Genomic DNA, 17,463 nt, shown 5'->3' with positions numbered 1-17,463 from the left:
AGGCGCGGCCCGCTTCATTCCGTCCGGGGAGCCGTCCCATGAATGCCTTGATCGTCGCCGGCCTGCTGCTGGTTCTGCTGGGCGTGGCCTACCAGTCCGGCTGGTCCCGCAGCCGGGGCCTCGTCACCGCCGATGGCGTCAATATCCACTCCCGCCCGCAATATCATGGCTCCTTCGTCGCCATCTGGGCCATGGTCCCGGCCCTCGTTATCCTCGGCCTCTGGGCCTGGTTCGGCGGCGGCCTTACCCGCGACTACACCGTGTCGCTGATCCCCACCGACATCATGACGTCGCTCGACCAGGTCGGCCTCAACGCCGCCATCGCCCGCATCGGCGCCCTGGCGTCCGGCTACGGTGTCACCGGCGAAAGCCCGGCCTGGGAACAGGCGGCGGGTGGCGCCCTGCGCTCCTTCCAGATGCTGACCTTTGTCGGCGTGCTGGTGCTGGCCCTGGTGGCCGGCGGCGCGGCGCTGATCTACGCCCGCAGCCGCATCGATGCCCGCCTGCGGGCCCGTAACGCCGTGGAGCGCGTCGTCAATCTCGCGCTGCTCGCCTGCTCCGCCGTTGCCATCCTGACCACCGTGGGCATCGTCGCCTCTTTGGTCACCGAAGCCTTCCGCTTCTTCACCTTCATCCACCCGTTCGATTTCTTCTTCGGCACGGTGTGGAATCCCAATAATGCCGGCTCCGCTGGCAATTGGGGCAGCTACGGCCTGCTGCCCTTGCTGGTCGGCACGCTGATGATCACCGCCATCGCCATGCTGGTGGCCGTGCCTGTCGGCCTCATGGCCGCGATCTATCTCAGCCAGTATGCCCCGCCCCAGCTGCGCGCCGTCGCCAAGCCGATGATCGAAATCCTCGCCGGCATTCCCACCATCGTCTTCGGCTTCTTCGCTCTGGTCACGGTCGGCCCCTTCCTGCGCGACATGGGCAATCTGGTCGGCCTCTCCATCAATGCCACCAGCGCCCTTACCGCCGGCATCGTCATGGGCATCATGATCATCCCCTTCGTGTCGTCCCTGTCCGACGACATTCTCAACCAGGTTCCGCGCACCCTGCGCGATGGCGCCTATGGCCTGGGCGCCACCCAGTCCGAAACCATCCGCAACGTGCTGCTGCCCGCCGCCCTGCCCGGCATTGTCGGCGCCTTCCTGCTCGCCGTCAGCCGCGCCATCGGCGAAACCATGATCGTGGTGCTGGCCGCCGGCAATGCCCCGGTCCTGCGCGGCAATCCCTTCGAGCCGGTCGCCACCATCACCGTTTCCATCGTCAACCAGCTCACCGGCGATACCGATTTCACCGGGCCGCAATCGCTGGTCGGCTTCGCGCTGGGCCTCACGCTCTTCGTCATCACGCTCGGCCTCAATATCGTCGCCCTCTACATCGTCCGCCGCTTCCGGGAGCAGTACGAATAATCATGACCGATACGCTCTCCACCACCCGCCAGGCTTCCCTCGATCGCACGCAGCGCATCCGCGCCGGCCTGCGCCGCCGCCATTTGGGCGAAACCATCTTCCGCGGCCTCGGCCTCGCGGCCATCGTGCTGGCTCTGGGCTTCGTCGCCCTGTTGTTTGTCGATGTGGTGCGCAAGGGCGTGCCCGCCTTCACCCAGTCCAACCTGCATCTGGCGGTCACCTTCGATCCCGAACTGCTCAAGGTCGATCCGGCCCCGGTCCGCGACGCCTTTGCCTCCCAGGCCGAATACACCGCAGCCAGCCTCAAATGGCAGCGCGACGTCGCCATGCTGAACTGGAACAAGGTGGTCGAGGCTTCGCTTCGCGCCGCCGCCCCCGCCGATGTCGAGATCGACAGCCGCCAGATTCTCACCATCGCCGAAACCGACGCCCGCCACGATATCCGTGAAATGTTCGTCGCCGATCCATCCCTGCTCGGCCAGACGGTCGAGGTCGACGTGCTCGCCTCGGCCAATGCCGCCAACTGGATCAAGGGCAATATCGACCGCTCGCTGGGCGATGCCCAGCAGCAGCTTTCGGCCCCGGCCCGCGCCCTCATCGACGCTTTCGTCGAAAACGGCACCATCTCCAACGGCTTCGCCTGGTCCATCTTCACCAATGTCGATAGCCGCGCTGCCCCCGCTTCGGCAGGCCTGCTTGGCGCCTTTGTCGGCACTGTGTGGATGATGCTGATCGTCATCATCCTCGCCGTGCCGATCGGCGTCGCCGCGGCCGTCTATCTCGAAGAATTCGCGCCCCGCTCGCGCTGGACCGATCTCATCGAGGTCAATATCAACAATCTCGCCGCCGTGCCCTCCATCGTCTTCGGCCTGCTCGGCGCCGCCGTGTTCATCAACTACTTGCACCTGCCCATTTCCGCCCCCATTGTCGGCGGCCTGGTGCTGACCCTGATGACCCTGCCCACCATCATCATCGCCACCCGCGGTGCGCTGCAGGGCGTTTCCCCCGCTTTGCGCCAGGCCGCGCTGGGCATGGGCGCCTCGCGCACCCAGATGGTGTTCCACCACGTCCTGCCGGTGACCTTTCCCTCCATCCTCACCGCCACCATCATCGGCGTGGCGCAGGCCCTGGGCGAAACCGCGCCGCTGCTGCTCATTGGCATGAAGGCCTTCGTCGCCTCGGTCCCCCTGACCCCGCTCGATCAGGCCACCGCCTTGCCCGTCCAGATCTATCTCTGGCAGGGCAATGAAAACCGCAATTTCTTCGAACCGCGCACCGCCGCCGCCATCATGGTCCTGCTTGCCGTGATGATCCTGCTCAACGGCGTCGCCATCTACCTGCGCTCGCGCCTCGAAAAGCGCGCCTAGCGAACGACAAGGATGAGTCAAATGGATATGGTCGCCGGCAAGGTTAAGATGACCCAGCAATCAGTGAAATCAGCCATGAACCCGACCGACATGCTCGAACGCCCCATCCGGCTCACCGCCCGCGACGTCACCGTCCACTACGGCGCCAAGCAGGCTTTGCACGGCATTTCGATCGACATTCCCGACCGCGCCGTTACCTCCTTCATTGGACCCTCGGGCTGCGGCAAGTCCACCTTCCTGCGCTGCATCAACCGCATGAACGACACGATCGAGGGCGCCAAGGTCGGCGGTACGATCAAACTCGACGGCGAGGACATCTACGATCCCTCCCTCGACGTGGTCGAGCTGCGCGCCCGCATCGGCATGGTGTTCCAGAAGCCCAATCCCTTCCCCAAGTCGATCTACGAGAACGTCGCCTATGGCCCCCGCATCCACGGCCTGGCCCGCTCCAAGGCCGACATGGACGAGATCGTCGTTTCCTCGCTGCGCAAGGCGGGCCTCTTCGAAGAGGTCAAGGATCGCCTCAACGAGCCCGGCACCGGCCTCTCCGGCGGCCAGCAGCAGCGCCTCTGCATCGCCCGCGCCATCGCCGTCGGTCCCGAAGTCATCCTGATGGACGAGCCCTGCTCGGCGCTCGACCCCATCGCCACCGCCATCATCGAGGAACTGATCGACGAGCTGCGCGAGAACTACACCATCGTCATCGTCACCCACTCGATGCAGCAGGCCGCCCGCGTGTCGCAGAAAACGGCCTTCTTCCACCTGGGCAACCTGATCGAGGAAGGCGTCACCGAAGACATCTTCACCAACCCGGTCAACAAGCAGACCCAGGACTACATCATGGGCCGCATCGGCTAACCCTGCGCCTCAAGAGGAAAAATCCATGTCCCCGACTGGCACCGACCACATCGTCACCGCCTATAGCGACGAGCTGACCCTTCTGGCCCAATCCATTGCCGAAATGGGCGGCCTGGTCGAAGTCGCTATCGAAAACGGCACCAAGGCCCTGCTCAAGCTTGACCGCGAACTGGCCGATCTCACCATCATCGCCGACCAGCGCATCGACGACATGCAGCGCCGCATCGACGAAATGGCCGTCTCCATGATCGCCCGCCGCCAGCCCATGGCCTCCGACCTGCGCGCCATCATCACCTCCATCCACGTCGCCAACGACCTGGAGCGGGTCGGCGACATGGCCAAGCAACTGGCCCGCCGCTCGCTCAAGCTCGAAGGCATGAGCCTGCAGCCCACCTTCTACAACGGCGTCAAGAACATGACCGCCCTGGTCCTCCGCCAGATCAAGGAAGCACTGGATTCCTACGCCAACCGCGACTCCGCCCGCGCCATCGAAGTCTGCAACCGCGACGACGAGGTCGATGCCATGCACACCTCGCTGTTCCGCGAACTTCTCACCTACATGATGGAAGATCCGCGCAACATCACGCCCTGCACCCATTTGCTGTTCTGCGCCAAGAACCTGGAACGCATCGGCGACCACGCCACCAACATCGCCGAGCGCGCCTACTATCTCCAGACCGGCAAGCAGCTCACCAGCGAAGTCCAGGAACTGCAACGCACCCAGATCAAGGCTTGATACGGAAGCCACTGTTCATCGCCTCCCTCCCCCTTGAGGGGAGGGAATGAGGGTGGGGGTCCCTCAACAGACCACGGAGCCACCCCCTCCCCGACCCTCCCCTTCAAGGGGGAGGGAGGCCACCATTGAACTATCGGATCCAAACGGATCCAATCGACGGAGCATCCGCCCCATGCCTGCCACCATTCTCGTGGTCGAAGACGAAGGCGATATCGCCATCCTGCTGCGCTACAATCTCGAGGCCGAGGGCTTCCGCGTCGTCACCGCGGAATCCGGCGACGAGGCCCAGCATGCCATCCAGGACAAGCTGCCCGACCTGATCCTGCTCGATTGGATGCTGCCCGAAATATCCGGCATCGAACTCTGCCGGCGCCTGCGCGCCCGCGAGGAAACCGCCCGCGTGCCGATCATCATGCTCACCGCCCGCGGCGAGGAAGAAGAGCGTGTCCGGGGCCTGGCCACGGGCGCCGACGACTATGTCGTCAAGCCCTTCTCCGTCCCCGAACTCGTCGCCCGCATCCATGCCCTGCTGCGCCGCGCCAATCCCAATCTCGTCACCGCCGCCCTCAAGGTCGGCGATCTCGAGCTCGACCGCACCACCCACCGCGTCCGCCGCGCCAATCGCGACGTGCATCTCGGCCCCACCGAATACCGCCTGCTCGAATACCTGATGCGCCATCCCGGCCGCGTCTATTCCCGCGAGCAACTGCTCGACGGCGTCTGGGGCAATGACGTCTATGTCGACGAGCGCACCGTCGACGTCCATATCGGCCGCCTCCGCCGCGCCATCAACCGCGGCCGCGAAACCGACCCCATCCGCACCGTCCGCGGCGCCGGCTACGCCTTCGACGAACGCTTCGCCCAGGTCGCCTGAGCCCTCTTCACCTCTCCCTTCGGGGGAGAGGTCGACACGTCTTCGGGTCGGGTGAGGGGGCCTTCCCACATACTCGTAAGAGACGACGTTCGTTCACCGGCCAGGATGGCACCAAGGACCGGTCGAGATTCAGCTCAGGCTGAGTCGAAAATGCTGGTTTGCGAGAACCGGACCGGAGCGTACTCCCGTACGTGAGGACCGGAAGCGCAGCACACCGGCATTTGCAGACCAGCATCAGCTGAATATCGGCCGTTCCTAAATCTCGGGCCCCTCCCGCAACGGCGTATCATCCCGCAGCGGCACGGTTTGCCGTTCGATCATCCGCCGCACCTTGGGCAATCCCTCGCCCCGATGCAGCGCCCGGATCAGGTCGGTATTCTCCGAATCCGCCTTGGTCCGCCGCAGGTTGTGCCGCAGGTAATCGATCCAGGTCGGCACATGATAGGATTCGGTCCAGATATCGGGATGTTCCAGGTCGCGAAGCACCGCCCATTGCCGTGCCCCGTCCCGGATGCGGATATGCCGCCGCTCCGCCATCAGCGCCAGGAAGCGCGGAATGTCCTCCTGGTCGATTGAATAGTCGATCATCACCATGATCGGCCCGCTACGCGGCCTGAGGTCGAGCCGCAGGATCGGTTCGTTGAACGTATCGAGCGGGTTGAGGTCGCGCGCGTTGAATTGCGGCAGCCGCAGCCGGAATCCCACCAGCGCACAGGCCAGCAATACCCATCCGGCCAGCGCCAGCGCCCAGCCCGGCCCCACCGCATCGGCCGAAAGACCCCAGATCCAGCTGCCCACGGCCATGCCGCCGAAGGTCGCCGTCTGGTAGAGCGACAATGCCCGCCCCACCACCCAGCGCGGCGATGACAGCTGGATCGACACATTGAACAGCGACAGTGACAGCACCCAGCAGGCCCCGGCCGGCAACAGGGCAAAATGGCTCAGCACTGGATCGCGGCTGAACCCCAGCACCGCGCAGCTCACCGCAAAACCCACGCAGGCCGCCCGCACGATCACTTCATTGCTCAGGCGCTCGCGCGCCCGCCCATTGAGGAAGCCTCCGCCAATGGCGCCCAGCCCGAAACTGCCCAGCAGCGTGCCATAGACCAGCGCCCCGCCGCCTACATATTCGCTCGCCACCGACGGCAGCAGCGCCAGCACGGAAATGGCGCCGAACCCGAACAGGAACGCGCGCAGCAACACCGTCATCAGGTTGGGCGACAGCGACACATAGCGAATGCCGGCCCACATGGCGCTGGCGAAATTCTCGCGCGGCAGCCGGTTGGCCACCCGCTCCGGCTTCCACCGCCCCAGCGCCACCAGCAGCGGCACATAGGACACGGCATTGACCGCAAAGGCCGCGCCCGCCCCGGCCAAAGCCACGATCAGCCCGCCCACCGCCGGGCCGACGCTGCGCATCATGTTGAAGCCCATGGAATTGAGCGTCACCGCCCCGGCCAGTTCGTGCCGCGGCACGATATCGCCCATCGAGGCCTGCCAGGACGGATTGAACAAAGCCGTGCCGCAGCCGATGAGAAAGGTGAAGCCGAGCAGCAGCCACGGGCTGAGCATGCCCATAAAGGCCAGCACCGCCAGCGCCACCGACACCACCATCATCCCGCCCTGCGCGATCAGCATGATGGTGCGCCGGTCGAAATTGTCGGCCAATGCGCCCGAGGCCAGCGAGAACACCATGATCGGCAGCGTCGTCGACGCCTGCACCAGCGCGATCATGTTGTGCGAGTCCGTCAGCGTCGTCATCATCCAGCCGGCACCGACCGATTGAACCAGCCCGCCCAGGTTGGACACCAGCGTCGCCAGCCACAGCAGCCGGAAGGTTTCATGCCGGAATGGCGCCAGCACGGACATTCGCTCAGCCATAACGCCTTCTCTTGCCTCCAACGTCCGGACTGGCCACGCGTGCTTTGGCTAGCGCGGCATCGACCGAACCACAATGGGGGAGAATTGTCCGATGCGCCAGCCGTCAGCAGGCGCGTCAGACGCCAAACAACAGCCCGCGGCTTTCACCACTTGCTGCGCTCGATGTTAACAGTCCGCTAACCAATTCGCGGTGAATGCGGTTCGTTTTCGGCCCACCGAAAAAACTTATCCCCGCCAAACGGGGTATTCACCTCGGGCACTTCAGTTCCGCAGCGTCATTCCCCCGCAGGTGGGAATCCATTCTTGCCGTGCTCTCCACAGAGTGGATTCCCGCCTGCGCGGGAATGACGCCGAGTGATAAATGCGTCCAATGTAAACACTCCCCTTGAGGGGAGCACAGCGTTGCCAGGCCCAAGGGCCGTAGCAGAGCCGGGAGGGGGTATCGGGACCACCGATGATGCCCCCTTCCCCCACTCCCTCAGCCCGCTGCCGTATAAGCCGTCTTCACCACGGTAAAGAACTCGGCCGCATACTTGCCCTGCTCGCGCGGGCCGTAGCTCGAGCCCTTGCGGCCCCCGAAGGGCACGTGGAAATCCACCCCCGCCGTCGGCACATTGACCATCACCATGCCGGCTTCGGCATTGCGCTTGAAATGCGTCGCATATTTCAGCGAGGTGGTGACAATGCCGGCCGACAGGCCGAATTCGGTGTCGTTCGCCGTCGCCAGCGCCTCGTCATAATCCTTGACTCGGATGACCGATGCCACCGGCCCGAAGATTTCCTCGCGGCTGATCCGCATCGAATTGGTCGCCTCGGTAAACAGCGTCGGCTGCAGGAAATAGCCCTCCGTACCGGCCTTCACCAGCTCGCCACCCGCCGCCAGCTTGGCGCCTTCCGCCTTGCCGATGGCGATATAGTCGGTGTCCTGCTTGAGCTGGCTGGGGTCCACCACCGGCCCGATCTCGGTGTCCTTGGCCAGTGCATCGCCCACGCGCAGGTTGCGGGTCCGCTCGGCCAAAGCCTCGACGAACTTGTCGTGGATGCCCTCGGTCACGATGACACGCGACGAAGCCGTGCAGCGCTGCCCGGTCGAGAAGAAAGCGGACTGCGCCACGCTTTCCACCGCCACCTTGAGGTCGGCATCGTCGAGCACCACGGTTGGGTTCTTGCCGCCCATTTCGAGCTGGAACTTGCGGCCCACCTCGATCGAAGCCGCCGCCACCTTCTTGCCCGTGCCCACCGAGCCGGTGAAGCTGATGGCGTTGACGTCCTTGCTCTCCAGCATGGTCTGGCCGACCACCGAACCGCGGCCCATCACCAGGTTCAGCACGCCCTTGGGCAGGCCGGCCCGCACCAGGATATCGACGATGGCCCAGGTCGAGCCCGGCACCAGGTCGGCCGGCTTGATCACCACCGTATTGCCATAGGCCAGAGCCGGCGCGATCTTCCAGGTCGGGATGGCGATGGGGAAATTCCACGGCGTGATGATGCCGATCACCCCGATCGGCTCGCGGGTGATTTCAACGCCCACGCCCGGCCGCACGCTCGGCAGCACTTCACCCGCCAGCCGCAACACTTCGCCGGCGAAGAAGTCGAAGATTTGTGCCGCGCGCGTCACTTCGCCAATGCCCTCGGGCAGCGTCTTGCCCTCTTCGCGGCTCAGCAGCTCGCCCAGTTCAGCCTTGCGCGCCAGGATTTCCTGGCTGGTCTTGGAGAGAATGGCATGGCGCTCCAGGATGCCCGAGCGCGACCAGGCCGGGAATGCCGCCTTGGCTGCCGCAATGGCCTGCTTGGTTTCCTCTGCCGTGGCGCGGGCATAGACGCCCACCACTTCTGATGTGTTGGACGGGTTGATATTCTCCACGCCGTCCGAGCCCACCCATTCCCCGTTGATGAGGTTCTTGTGCAGTTCAGCCATTTTGGAATGCCTTTCGGATGGGTCTATAAAAGAGCGGCCCTGGCCAGGTCGCGCAGCAGGTGGCTGGCGCCATAGGTCCAGGGCGGACATTTGGTGGAGAGATTTACCCTGTTGGACAGGGTGCCAAGTTCGGATGTCGATATCGAGACCACATCGCCGAGCTTGTGGGTAAAGCCCTTGCCTTCGCCGTCGCGGTCCTTCACCGGCGCGAACATGGTGCCCAGATACAGCACCAGCCCATCGGGATATTGGTGATGCCCGCCGATCGTCGCCGCCACCAGCGATTCCGGCGTGCGCGAGATTTGGCTCATCGAGGAATGGCCTTCCAGCATGAAGCCGTCTTGGCCCTCGACCAGCAGCGCCAGTTCCGACTGCTTGACGCTATCCAGCGAGAAATCGCCATCGAACAGGCGGATGAACGGCCCCAGCGAGGCCGAGGCGTTATTGTCCTTGGCCTTGCCCAGCAGCAGCGCCGAGCGGCCTTCCACGTCGCGCAGGTTCACGTCATTGCCCAGCGTCGCACCGATGATGTCGCCCTTGCTGGTCACCAGCAGCGCCACTTCTGGCTCGGGATTGTTCCAGCTCGACACCGGATGCAGCCCCACTTCGGCGCCATAGCCCACCGAACTCATCGGCTGGCCCTTGGTGAAAATTTCGGCATCGGGCCCGATGCCCACTTCCAGATACTGGCTCCACACGCCCTTGGCGATCAGCGCCGCCTTGACCTTCATGGCCGTTTCCGACCCCGGCACCAGCGCACTCAAATCAGTCCCGATCAGCTCGAGAATTTCCCCGCGCAGCGAATCGGCGCGAAACTTATCCCCGCGGGCCTGTTCTTCGATTACTCTTTCCAGCAGCGAAACGACGAAAGTCACGCCCGAAGCCTTTATGGCCTGCAGATCGATCGGAGAAAGCAGGCTCGGCAGATCGGCATTGCCCGCCCCGGCCACGGAGTTGGCCAGGATTGCATCGGCGCTGCCCAGCGATGGTCCGGGGGCATTCCGCACATGTTCAGCCGCGCGCCCGCTCTCGGCGATATCACGCACCGTGGCGAAGCCCTTGGCAGTGATATCGACAATCTCATCGTTACGCACCGTAACGATACGAGGATGAGCCTGTCCCGGAACCCGGGCGCGCCCCAGCAAAGTGCCGTCGGGATAGTGCTTGTCGCCCATGTGGTGCCCCTGAAATATTAGTGCAGTCAGTACCCCACCGCGGCCCCGGCGTGCAACCGCAGAAAATCATACTTTTGTCGATGAACCGATGTCCACAGCTCCGTTCAACTCCGGTTCAGCTACGCCGCAATACTGACGCAATGGATGGGGAGTAGTCCCCTCGATACCTTATGGAGTGTCCCATGCGTCACCTTGCTGCCCTCGTTCCCTTCGTCCTGATCGCCGGTCTCACGCTGCCCGCCTATGCCGGCACCGTCACCATCGAGGGGCACGGCGAAGTCATGGCGGCGCCCGATATGGCGCAGATCAATTCCGGCGTCACCACGCAGGGCGCCACGGCCCGCGAAGCGCTCGACGCCAATACGACCGCCATGGCCGAACTGATCGCTGAGCTGAAGGCCGACGGCATCGAGGCCCGCGACATCCAGACCTCCGGCTTCTCGGTAAACCCGAACTATGTCTATACCGACGAGCGCGACGCCAACGGCTATTCGCTGCCGCCCAGGATCAACGGATACCAGGTCAGCAATACGGTGACCGTCACCGTCCGCCAGCTCGATAAGCTGGGCGTCATCCTCGACAAATCGGTGACGGTAGGCGCCAACACCGTCAATGGCGTCAGCTTCTCGGTGGCCGACCCGTCCGAGCTTTACAACGAGGCCCGCAAGGCCGCCTTTGCCGACGCCCGCGCCAAGGCTGAGCTCTACGCCACCGCCGCCGGCGGCTCGCTCGACGAAATCGTGTCGATTTCCGAAACGCAGGGCTTCAACAATCCCCAGCCCTACCCCATGTACGCCAGGGCAGACATGGCAGCCAGCGCTCCGGTGCCGGTAGAGGCGGGCGAGTTGGCCTTTGCCATCAACGTCAACGTCCAGTGGGAACTGGAGACCGACGCCAAGTAATCAATTCCCATACCCCTTTCGAGGGGGCTTGGGCGGTGGGGACGATCGGAAATACCGTAGTCACCCGTCCCCACCAACCTGATCCGGCAAAGCCCTCGCGTAAGCGGGGGCTTTGTTTTTGCCCCGGTGGTTCGAGGCGCTGAAGAAGCGCACCTCACCATGAAGGCTACTCTTGGTGCAATGTTCCAGTAGCCCTCATGGTGAGGTGCGAGCTTTGCGAGCCTCGAACCACGAGGGCGTGGCACGATCACCCCGCCAGCACCTTCCACAGCATGTTGAGCCCCACCACCACCAGGAAAGCCGCGAACACATATTTCAGCGTCTTCTGGTCCAGCCGGTGCGCCAATGCCGCGCCGACCGGGGCGAACACCGCGGCCAGCACGGCCACCAGCACCAGTGCCACCAGGTTGATATAGCCCAGGCTGAGCGGCGGCAGGCCCGCTGCGCTCCAGCCCGAAATGATGAAGCCCAGCGTTCCCGATACCGCGATCGCCACGCCGATGGCCGCCGAGGTGCCCACGGCCGCGTGCATCGTCGCCCCGAACGCCACCAGCGTCGGTACGGTCAGCGATCCGCCGCCAATTCCCATCAGCGATGAGATATAGCCCACCACGAAGGCAGAAGCCCGATGCGTCGGAGCCGAGCCCTTGAGATGCCCCATCAGTCGGGTCTGGAACGCGAAGATGATGTTGGCCGCGATCACGAAGGCCATCACCGCAAAGACGATGCGCAGCACGTCGCCGGAAAACAGCCCCGCCATCAGCCCGCCGATGAAGGTGCCGGCCACGATGAACGGCGTCCATAGCCGCAATACCTTGAGATCCAGCGCTCCCCGCTTGTAATGCGCCCGCGCGCTCATGATCCCGGTGGGAATGATGATGGCCAGCGAGGTTCCCACCGCCACATGCTGCACCACGTCGGCATCATAGCCGAGCAGCAGCAGCGCATTGCTGAGCGCCGGCACGATGATGGCGCCGCCGCCAATGCCGAGCAGACCGGCGGCCACGCCCGAAACCACGCCCGTCACCATCAGCCCCAGCACGAACGGCCAATAGCCCGCCAGCGTCGCCCAATCCATCAACGTTCTCCAATCAGATACAGCACCACGTCGCGCCGGTGCGGTCGACGGCGATGCTCGAACAGATAAATACCCTGCCAGGTGCCGAAGACCGGCTCGCCCTCGACCACTGGAATGCCGATGGACGTCTGCGTCAGCGCCGCCTTGATATGGGCCGGCATGTCGTCCGGCCCCTCGGTGGTGTGGACCAGCCAATCCATGCCTTCCGGCACCAGTCGCGCGAAGAAGCCATCGAGGTCGGTCCTGACGTCGGCGTCGGCGTTTTCCTGGATCAGCAGCGAGCAGGATGTATGGCGCACATAGGCCGTCAACAGCCCGGTCTCGATATCGGCCGTGGTCACGAACTGCCGCGCGGCACGGGTGAACTCATAGAGGCCCTGTCCCTGCGTCGGAATGGTAAGCGTGTCGACCGCCTGCTGCATGGCCTCCGGCCTACCATGTTCCCGGCCTCCCGGCCAAGCGCATCGCTGCCCCATCCGTCCATTCTGCCGCATTGGCGCCACGTTCGATTGGTCACGCTCCGTCGGCTCGCGGCGGGAACCATCGCTGACCCCAGGCGTTCGGGGCTTTGCGGGGAGAAAGCATCGCCCAAACTGATCGAATATCCATTCAGTTTGCGTTCAGACTGGCCTCACGATGCTTGGCTCAAGTGTCAACCGACATAAAGGAAAAGAACAATGCGCCTTAGAAATTGGCTCCTGACCGGCACCAGCATCGGTCTCATGGCCTTGCTGCCGCTGACCGTGCGCGCACAGGACGGCGATCTCGTCGCTGCCTACCAGGCCTATGCAGCCGCCCAGGCGTCCGGCGACGCCGCCGCGCTCGAAGCCGCACAGGCCAGCCTGACCGAACTCTGCATCGTGGCTGGCTATGCCAGCATCGATGAATGTATCGCTGCCATCAATGCGCCCGCCGCAGAGCCAGCGGCGGCGGCCGAACCCGCCCCGGCGCCTGAAGCGGCACCTGCCGAAGAACCCGTTGTCGAGGCAGCGCCCCCAGAGGCTGCGCCCGCCGAAGTCATACCCGAACCGGAAGTCGCGGCAGAGCCTGCCCCGGCCCCTGAGCCTGCGCCAGAGCCTGAGCCTGAGCCTGCTCCTGCTCCTGCTCCTGCTCCTGCGCCCGAGCCTGAACCGGCTCCGGCGGCAGAGCCTGCCCCTGCTCCCGAGCAGCCGGCCGAACAGCCCGCTCCGGTGGCTGAACAGCCCGCTCCGGTGGCTGAACAGCCTGCGCCTGTGGCTGAACAGCCTGCGCCTGTGGCAGAAGAGCCCGCTCCGGCGGTCGAAGAAGCGCCGGTCGAAGAACCCGCCGCCGCACCGGCTGCGACTGTTGACATTTCCGCCGACCTACAGGCCCAGATCGACCTCTATAACGCTGCCGTTGCCGATCTGATGGCTGGCGGTGACGCCGCTGCGGCCCAGGCGCAGATGGCCGATGCCCAGGGCCAGATTGCCGCGCTCTGCACCGAAGCCGGCTTCGCCGACATCAATGCGTGCCTGGCCCAATATGGCTTGGAACTCCCGGCTGTGCCCAACCTGCCGGTGCCTGCCGAACAGCCCGCTATCGAGCCGCCGGCCGCTGAACAGCCTGCGGGCGACCAGCCGGCCACGGAGGCTCCGGTCGATCCTGCGGTCGCACCGACCGATCCGGCGGTCGCGCCGACCGAACCCGTTCCTGAAGGTGCTGAAGGCGACGCCGCCCCGCTGACCGACTCGGGCAAGGAAAGCCCTGCTGTCGAGCCTGCCGCCGGCGAACCGGCGGCGCCAGCCGTCGAGGCTGAAGTCGTGACCGTCGAAACGCTTCCCGAAAACGACGCTGCGGCGCAATCCGAGTCGATCCAGCAATTGGCCGCTGAGCCACTCGCTTCCGTTGCCGCGGAAGAAGGAACCGAAGTCACGGCCACTGAAAATACGACCGTGACCCAGACGGTGGTCAACAACTACGTCAACAACATCACCAATATCGACAACAGCACCAACACGACGATCAACGGTGACGTCACCAACAACACGCAGACCAATATCGGCCAGCAGAACAACGTGACGGTGGTGGAACAGGCTCCTGTGGCATCGACTGGCACGGGCGACCTCATCACCCAGGTCATCCTGCAGGTCGGCACGCAGCTCGTAGTGAACGCCATTGGCCAGGATACGGACCGCTTCTACAATCCGCAGGAAGACGAAATCTACTACGAGAACCTGAGCAATGGCCGCGTACGCGAGGTCATCACCCGTCCCGATGGCAGCAAGATCGTCACCGTGCGCAACCGCAATGGCGATGTCCTCCGTCGCTCGCGCTTTACGCCCGACGGGCAGGAATACGTGCTCGCCTACTTCGACGACCGCTACTATGACGAGTTGGTCGAGTGGCGCGATCCGGGCCAGGATCTGCCCCCGCTCCGCCTGGACATCCCGGTCGATCAATATGTGCTGGATGCCCGCAACGCCGACGAGGACGAACTGGTGGACTTCTTCGCCCAGCCGCCGGTGGAGCAGGTCGCGCGCCTCTATTCGATCGACGAGGTCAAGCGTTCCGCCCGTATTCGCGATAGCGTGCGCCGGCTTGAAGTCGGTGGGCTGACCTTCGACACCGGTGCGGCCACCATCGGCCGCGACCAGGTCGGCGCACTCTCGGCCACGGCAAACGCCATGCTGACTCTGCTGGCGACTAATCCCGGCGAGACCTTCCTCATCGAGGGCCACACCGATGCCGTGGGTTCGGAAATCTCCAATCTCGGCCTGTCGGACCTGCGCGCCGCCACCGTGGCCCGCATCCTGACCGACTTCTACGGCGTGCCGCCGGAAAACCTGGCCACCCAGGGTTATGGCGAACGTTACCTCAAGATCCGCACCGATGCGGCCGAGCGCGAAAACCGTCGCGTCACCATCCGCCGCATCACGCCGCTGATCACCGTCGCCAGCACCCGATAGTTGCCGACAGCAAGTTCGAAAGGCCGGGCCCAGCGCCCGGCCTTTTCTTTGCCCGGCGCCGCTTGCCAGATGCGCAGAAATCGCTATTTCAGCAGCACCGAGTGCTGGAGCATCCCATGAAGCGGCTGGAAATCTTCGTCGAGAGCGTCATCCTGGCGTCCCGCTGGCTGCTGGTGATCTTCTATATCGGGCTGGGCCTGGCGCTGGCGCTCTACGCGATTACGTTCGCGGCCAAGCTTTGGGACTTTGCCAGCCACATGATGGGCATGAACGAGACAGAGACCATCCTCAAGGTTTTGGGCCTGATCGACGCGGCGCTCATCGCCAGCCTCGTGGTTATGGTCATCATCTCGGGCTACGAGAACTTCGTCTCACGCTTCGACAACGAGGACGATGTTCATTGGCTCGGCCAGATCGATGCCGGCTCGCTCAAGATCAAGGTGGCGTCGACCATCGTAGCCATTTCCTCGATCCACCTGCTGCAGATCTTCCTCAACGTGCCGCAATACACCGACAACCAGATCATGTGGTACACGATCCTGCACTTGACCTTCATCGTGTCGGCGCTGTTCCTGGCCCTGATCGACCGGATTTCGAAGAAACCGGGCAAGGCAAAAGGGCCCGACATCTGAAATTTTTTGCCGCAACGCTTGGCCAAAACCCGTCTGGCGGGCCAAATCCAACCCGCAATCCATTGAATCAAAAGCGCTATTTTAGCCGCGACAAACCGCGCATAGCGTGATCACGCTTTCGGGAACGAAAACAAAAAGCCTGCGTTTCTTTGCCATACGGTGAAACAAAGGAGCGAACTCATGGCTATCCCTGAACGCGATACCGTTTATACCAACGACGGCAACCGGACCGTCTATACCCGCGAAAGCAGCGGTACCGGCTGGTTCGTCGGCATCATCGTCGCCCTGGCCCTCCTGGCCATCGGCTACCTGGTGTTCTCCGCCAATTCGGGCCCATCGACCACGGTCGACGTGAACGGCGCCCCCATGACGACCGAGGCCCCGGCCGATCCGGCACTGGCTCCGGCTCCCATGACGGAAGCCCCCGCGGCTCCGGCAACTGACGCCGCCCCGATGACCGAGGCTCCGGCCGCTCCGGCGACTGACGCGGCTCCGGCTACCGAAGCCCCTGCAGTCGAGGCTCCGGCCACCGACGCTGCTCCGGCCGCTGAACCGGCCGCCGAGCCTGCCGTCTAACAGCGGCATCTGACCTACCTTCCCGGATGTCATCGGCCCTCCCTCTGATGACATCAAAGGAGACCCCGGCTGCCCCGCCGGGGTCTTGCTTTTTCGGCGCGTCATTACGCCCTGCTCGGCCACCTTGCGCCGACGCCTCGCGGTCCCCATGTGCGGAAACACCAATGAAGGGAGCCCTCATGTTCAATATCGACCAGATCGTCAAAGCCCTCCAGACCGACCCCAATGCCCAGCGCACCGCCATGACCGGTGCCGCGGGCCTCGCCGCCGGCATGCTGCTGAGCGGTGGTGGCCTGGGCAAGCTTGCCGGCAATGCCGTCAAACTCGGTGCCGTCGCAGCCGTGGGCGGCCTCGCCTACAATGCCTGGCAGAACTACCAGAAGAACCAGCAGGGCGCTCCCGCTCAGCCGCCGGCCCAGGATGCCTTCATTCCCGCCGCCGGCGACAACCGCGGCCACGAGGAACTGGGCAAGTCGCTTGTCCGCGCCATGATTGCCGCCGCCAAAGCCGATGGCCGCATCGAAGCCGACGAGAAGGAAGCCATCTTCGCCAAGCTGGAAACCATGAACCTGTCGTCCGAGGAAAAGGCCTGGGTCTTCGACGAACTGTCGAGCCCGCTCGACATCAATGCCGTGGTCGCGCGCGCTGACACGCCCGAGCATGCCACCGAGATTTACGCGGCCTCGCTGGTGGCGATCACCGCCGATACAGCTTCGGAACGCGCCTATCTCGATGCGCTTGCCTCCAAGCTCCAGCTTGCCCCCGCCCTGGTGGCGGAAATCCACAGGGCAGCCGGCGAACGCGTGCCCGAGCCTGCAGCGCCACCCGCTGCCCCGTTCGCCTACACACCATCCGGCAGCAATGTCTGACCTATTGCGTGCCGCGCGCCCCGGCGCGCGGCTGTCTTCTCAAGCGAGACCGGGCAAGGTGTCGGTCTAGCCGAAGAAGTAGAAGAAAACCCGCACGTCTGCTTCAGGCACATAATCCTTGGCGCTGAATCGCCATTCGTGGTCATCGATCTGCTCATCGGCCACCGGGCACGACGCGACAAGAACACCTTCGTAGGAGGTGCCCCAAATATCGGGCACGCGCGCCTCGATGGTCAGGTTGAACAGGCCGATCGG

The 17,463-nt window shown here is 64.4% G+C and carries 16 protein-coding genes; 10 read left to right on the top strand and 6 right to left on the bottom strand.

The features are described from left to right. The first annotated feature begins 38 nt into the window (after nt 1-38). The 5 genes from pstC to phoB all read left to right on the top strand — a co-directional run bounded on the left by pstC (nt 39) and on the right by phoB (nt 5,250). A complete protein-coding gene (gene pstC / locus ASD80_RS17925; protein WP_056236051.1) occupies nt 39-1,415 on the top strand; it encodes a phosphate ABC transporter permease subunit PstC in 1,377 nt (458 codons plus the stop codon). Between the two features lie 2 nt (nt 1,416-1,417). Further along, nucleotides 1,418-2,782, top strand: a complete 1,365-nt coding sequence (gene pstA, locus ASD80_RS17920) for a phosphate ABC transporter permease PstA (RefSeq protein WP_056236050.1) — start codon at nt 1,418-1,420, stop codon at nt 2,780-2,782. 75 nt (nt 2,783-2,857) lie between these two features. Beyond that, a complete protein-coding gene (gene pstB, locus ASD80_RS17915) occupies nt 2,858-3,640 on the top strand; it encodes a phosphate ABC transporter ATP-binding protein PstB (protein ID WP_244489049.1) in 783 nt (260 codons plus the stop codon). A gap of 25 nt (nt 3,641-3,665) precedes the next feature. Continuing rightward, on the top strand, nt 3,666-4,376 hold the full coding sequence (phoU, locus tag ASD80_RS17910; RefSeq protein WP_056236046.1) for a phosphate signaling complex protein PhoU: 711 nt from the start codon (nt 3,666-3,668) through the stop codon (nt 4,374-4,376). Between the two features lie 172 nt (nt 4,377-4,548). Further along, nucleotides 4,549-5,250, top strand: coding sequence for a phosphate regulon transcriptional regulator PhoB (phoB, locus tag ASD80_RS17905; protein ID WP_056236042.1), 702 nt, complete (start codon nt 4,549-4,551; stop codon nt 5,248-5,250). A gap of 255 nt (nt 5,251-5,505) precedes the next feature. Here the strand turns inward: phoB and ASD80_RS17900 are convergent, their stop codons facing one another. From ASD80_RS17900 to ASD80_RS17890, 3 genes are all read right to left on the bottom strand, one after another. Further along, the gene (locus ASD80_RS17900) at nt 5,506-7,131 is read right to left on the bottom strand and encodes an MFS transporter (RefSeq protein WP_056236040.1); all 1,626 of its coding nucleotides are present in this window, start codon (nt 7,129-7,131) and stop codon (nt 5,506-5,508) included. Nucleotides 7,132-7,609: 478 nt separating this feature from the next. Continuing rightward, on the bottom strand, nt 7,610-9,049 hold the full coding sequence (locus tag ASD80_RS17895) for an aldehyde dehydrogenase family protein (protein WP_056236037.1): 1,440 nt from the start codon (nt 9,047-9,049) through the stop codon (nt 7,610-7,612). 23 nt (nt 9,050-9,072) lie between these two features. After that, nucleotides 9,073-10,224 (bottom strand): fumarylacetoacetate hydrolase family protein, encoded by a 1,152-nt coding sequence (locus ASD80_RS17890; protein WP_056236034.1) that lies wholly within the window; start codon nt 10,222-10,224, stop codon nt 9,073-9,075. A gap of 182 nt (nt 10,225-10,406) precedes the next feature. Here ASD80_RS17890 and ASD80_RS17885 point away from each other — a divergent pair, with 182 nt between their 5' ends. After that, nucleotides 10,407-11,126 carry an SIMPL domain-containing protein gene (locus ASD80_RS17885; protein ID WP_056236033.1) on the top strand — a complete coding sequence of 240 codons (720 nt, stop codon included), beginning with the start codon at nt 10,407-10,409 and terminating at the stop codon, nt 11,124-11,126. Nucleotides 11,127-11,373: 247 nt separating this feature from the next. Here ASD80_RS17885 and ASD80_RS17880 read toward each other — a convergent pair whose 3' ends face one another. Beyond that, nucleotides 11,374-12,204 (bottom strand): sulfite exporter TauE/SafE family protein, encoded by an 831-nt coding sequence (locus tag ASD80_RS17880; RefSeq protein ID WP_056236030.1) that lies wholly within the window; start codon nt 12,202-12,204, stop codon nt 11,374-11,376. After that, on the bottom strand, nt 12,204-12,626 hold the full coding sequence (locus ASD80_RS17875) for a secondary thiamine-phosphate synthase enzyme YjbQ (protein WP_056236028.1): 423 nt from the start codon (nt 12,624-12,626) through the stop codon (nt 12,204-12,206). Before ASD80_RS17875 ends, ASD80_RS17880 begins: the two co-directional genes overlap by 1 nt. 255 nt (nt 12,627-12,881) lie before the next feature. Between ASD80_RS17875 and ASD80_RS17870 the strand changes: the two genes are divergently transcribed. From ASD80_RS17870 to ASD80_RS17855, 4 genes are all read left to right on the top strand, one after another. Continuing rightward, nucleotides 12,882-15,131, top strand: coding sequence for an OmpA family protein (locus ASD80_RS17870; RefSeq protein ID WP_082555419.1), 2,250 nt, complete (start codon nt 12,882-12,884; stop codon nt 15,129-15,131). Nucleotides 15,132-15,247: 116 nt separating this feature from the next. Then, nucleotides 15,248-15,763 (top strand): TIGR00645 family protein, encoded by a 516-nt coding sequence (locus ASD80_RS17865; RefSeq protein WP_056236024.1) that lies wholly within the window; start codon nt 15,248-15,250, stop codon nt 15,761-15,763. A gap of 180 nt (nt 15,764-15,943) precedes the next feature. Then, the gene (locus ASD80_RS18995) at nt 15,944-16,339 is read left to right on the top strand and encodes a hypothetical protein (RefSeq protein ID WP_056236021.1); all 396 of its coding nucleotides are present in this window, start codon (nt 15,944-15,946) and stop codon (nt 16,337-16,339) included. Between the two features lie 164 nt (nt 16,340-16,503). Further along, nucleotides 16,504-17,208 (top strand): tellurite resistance TerB family protein, encoded by a 705-nt coding sequence (locus ASD80_RS17855; RefSeq protein WP_244489042.1) that lies wholly within the window; start codon nt 16,504-16,506, stop codon nt 17,206-17,208. A gap of 66 nt (nt 17,209-17,274) precedes the next feature. On the opposite strand, the gene ASD80_RS18890 is transcribed toward ASD80_RS17855, so the two are convergent. Next, entirely contained in the window at nt 17,275-17,427 is a 153-nt protein-coding gene (locus tag ASD80_RS18890; RefSeq protein ID WP_156460542.1) for a hypothetical protein, read from the bottom strand. Between the last annotated feature and the right edge of the window lie 36 nt (nt 17,428-17,463).

The sequence above is a fragment of the Devosia sp. Root635 genome (assembly GCF_001427605.1).
Classification (GTDB): domain Bacteria; phylum Pseudomonadota; class Alphaproteobacteria; order Rhizobiales; family Devosiaceae; genus Devosia.
The sequence above is the reverse complement of the archived record's forward strand: the minus strand, read 5'-3'. Positions and strand labels throughout refer to the sequence as shown.

What these genes read in the sequence shown, in the direction of transcription:
- pstC (WP_056236051.1), top strand. Translation starts at nt 39, where the DNA reads ATGAATGCCTTGATCGTCGCCGGCCTGCTGCTGGTTCTGCTGGGCGTG.
- pstA (WP_056236050.1), top strand. Translation starts at nt 1,418, where the DNA reads ATGACCGATACGCTCTCCACCACCCGCCAGGCTTCCCTCGATCGCACG.
- pstB (WP_244489049.1), top strand. Translation starts at nt 2,858, where the DNA reads ATGAACCCGACCGACATGCTCGAACGCCCCATCCGGCTCACCGCCCGC.
- phoU (WP_056236046.1), top strand. Translation starts at nt 3,666, where the DNA reads ATGTCCCCGACTGGCACCGACCACATCGTCACCGCCTATAGCGACGAG.
- phoB (WP_056236042.1), top strand. Translation starts at nt 4,549, where the DNA reads ATGCCTGCCACCATTCTCGTGGTCGAAGACGAAGGCGATATCGCCATC.
- ASD80_RS17900 (WP_056236040.1), bottom strand. Translation starts at nt 7,131, where the DNA reads ATGGCTGAGCGAATGTCCGTGCTGGCGCCATTCCGGCATGAAACCTTC.
- ASD80_RS17895 (WP_056236037.1), bottom strand. Translation starts at nt 9,049, where the DNA reads ATGGCTGAACTGCACAAGAACCTCATCAACGGGGAATGGGTGGGCTCG.
- ASD80_RS17890 (WP_056236034.1), bottom strand. Translation starts at nt 10,224, where the DNA reads ATGGGCGACAAGCACTATCCCGACGGCACTTTGCTGGGGCGCGCCCGG.
- ASD80_RS17885 (WP_056236033.1), top strand. Translation starts at nt 10,407, where the DNA reads ATGCGTCACCTTGCTGCCCTCGTTCCCTTCGTCCTGATCGCCGGTCTC.
- ASD80_RS17880 (WP_056236030.1), bottom strand. Translation starts at nt 12,204, where the DNA reads ATGGATTGGGCGACGCTGGCGGGCTATTGGCCGTTCGTGCTGGGGCTG.
- ASD80_RS17875 (WP_056236028.1), bottom strand. Translation starts at nt 12,626, where the DNA reads ATGCAGCAGGCGGTCGACACGCTTACCATTCCGACGCAGGGACAGGGC.
- ASD80_RS17870 (WP_082555419.1), top strand. Translation starts at nt 12,882, where the DNA reads ATGCGCCTTAGAAATTGGCTCCTGACCGGCACCAGCATCGGTCTCATG.
- ASD80_RS17865 (WP_056236024.1), top strand. Translation starts at nt 15,248, where the DNA reads ATGAAGCGGCTGGAAATCTTCGTCGAGAGCGTCATCCTGGCGTCCCGC.
- ASD80_RS18995 (WP_056236021.1), top strand. Translation starts at nt 15,944, where the DNA reads ATGGCTATCCCTGAACGCGATACCGTTTATACCAACGACGGCAACCGG.
- ASD80_RS17855 (WP_244489042.1), top strand. Translation starts at nt 16,504, where the DNA reads ATGAAGGGAGCCCTCATGTTCAATATCGACCAGATCGTCAAAGCCCTC.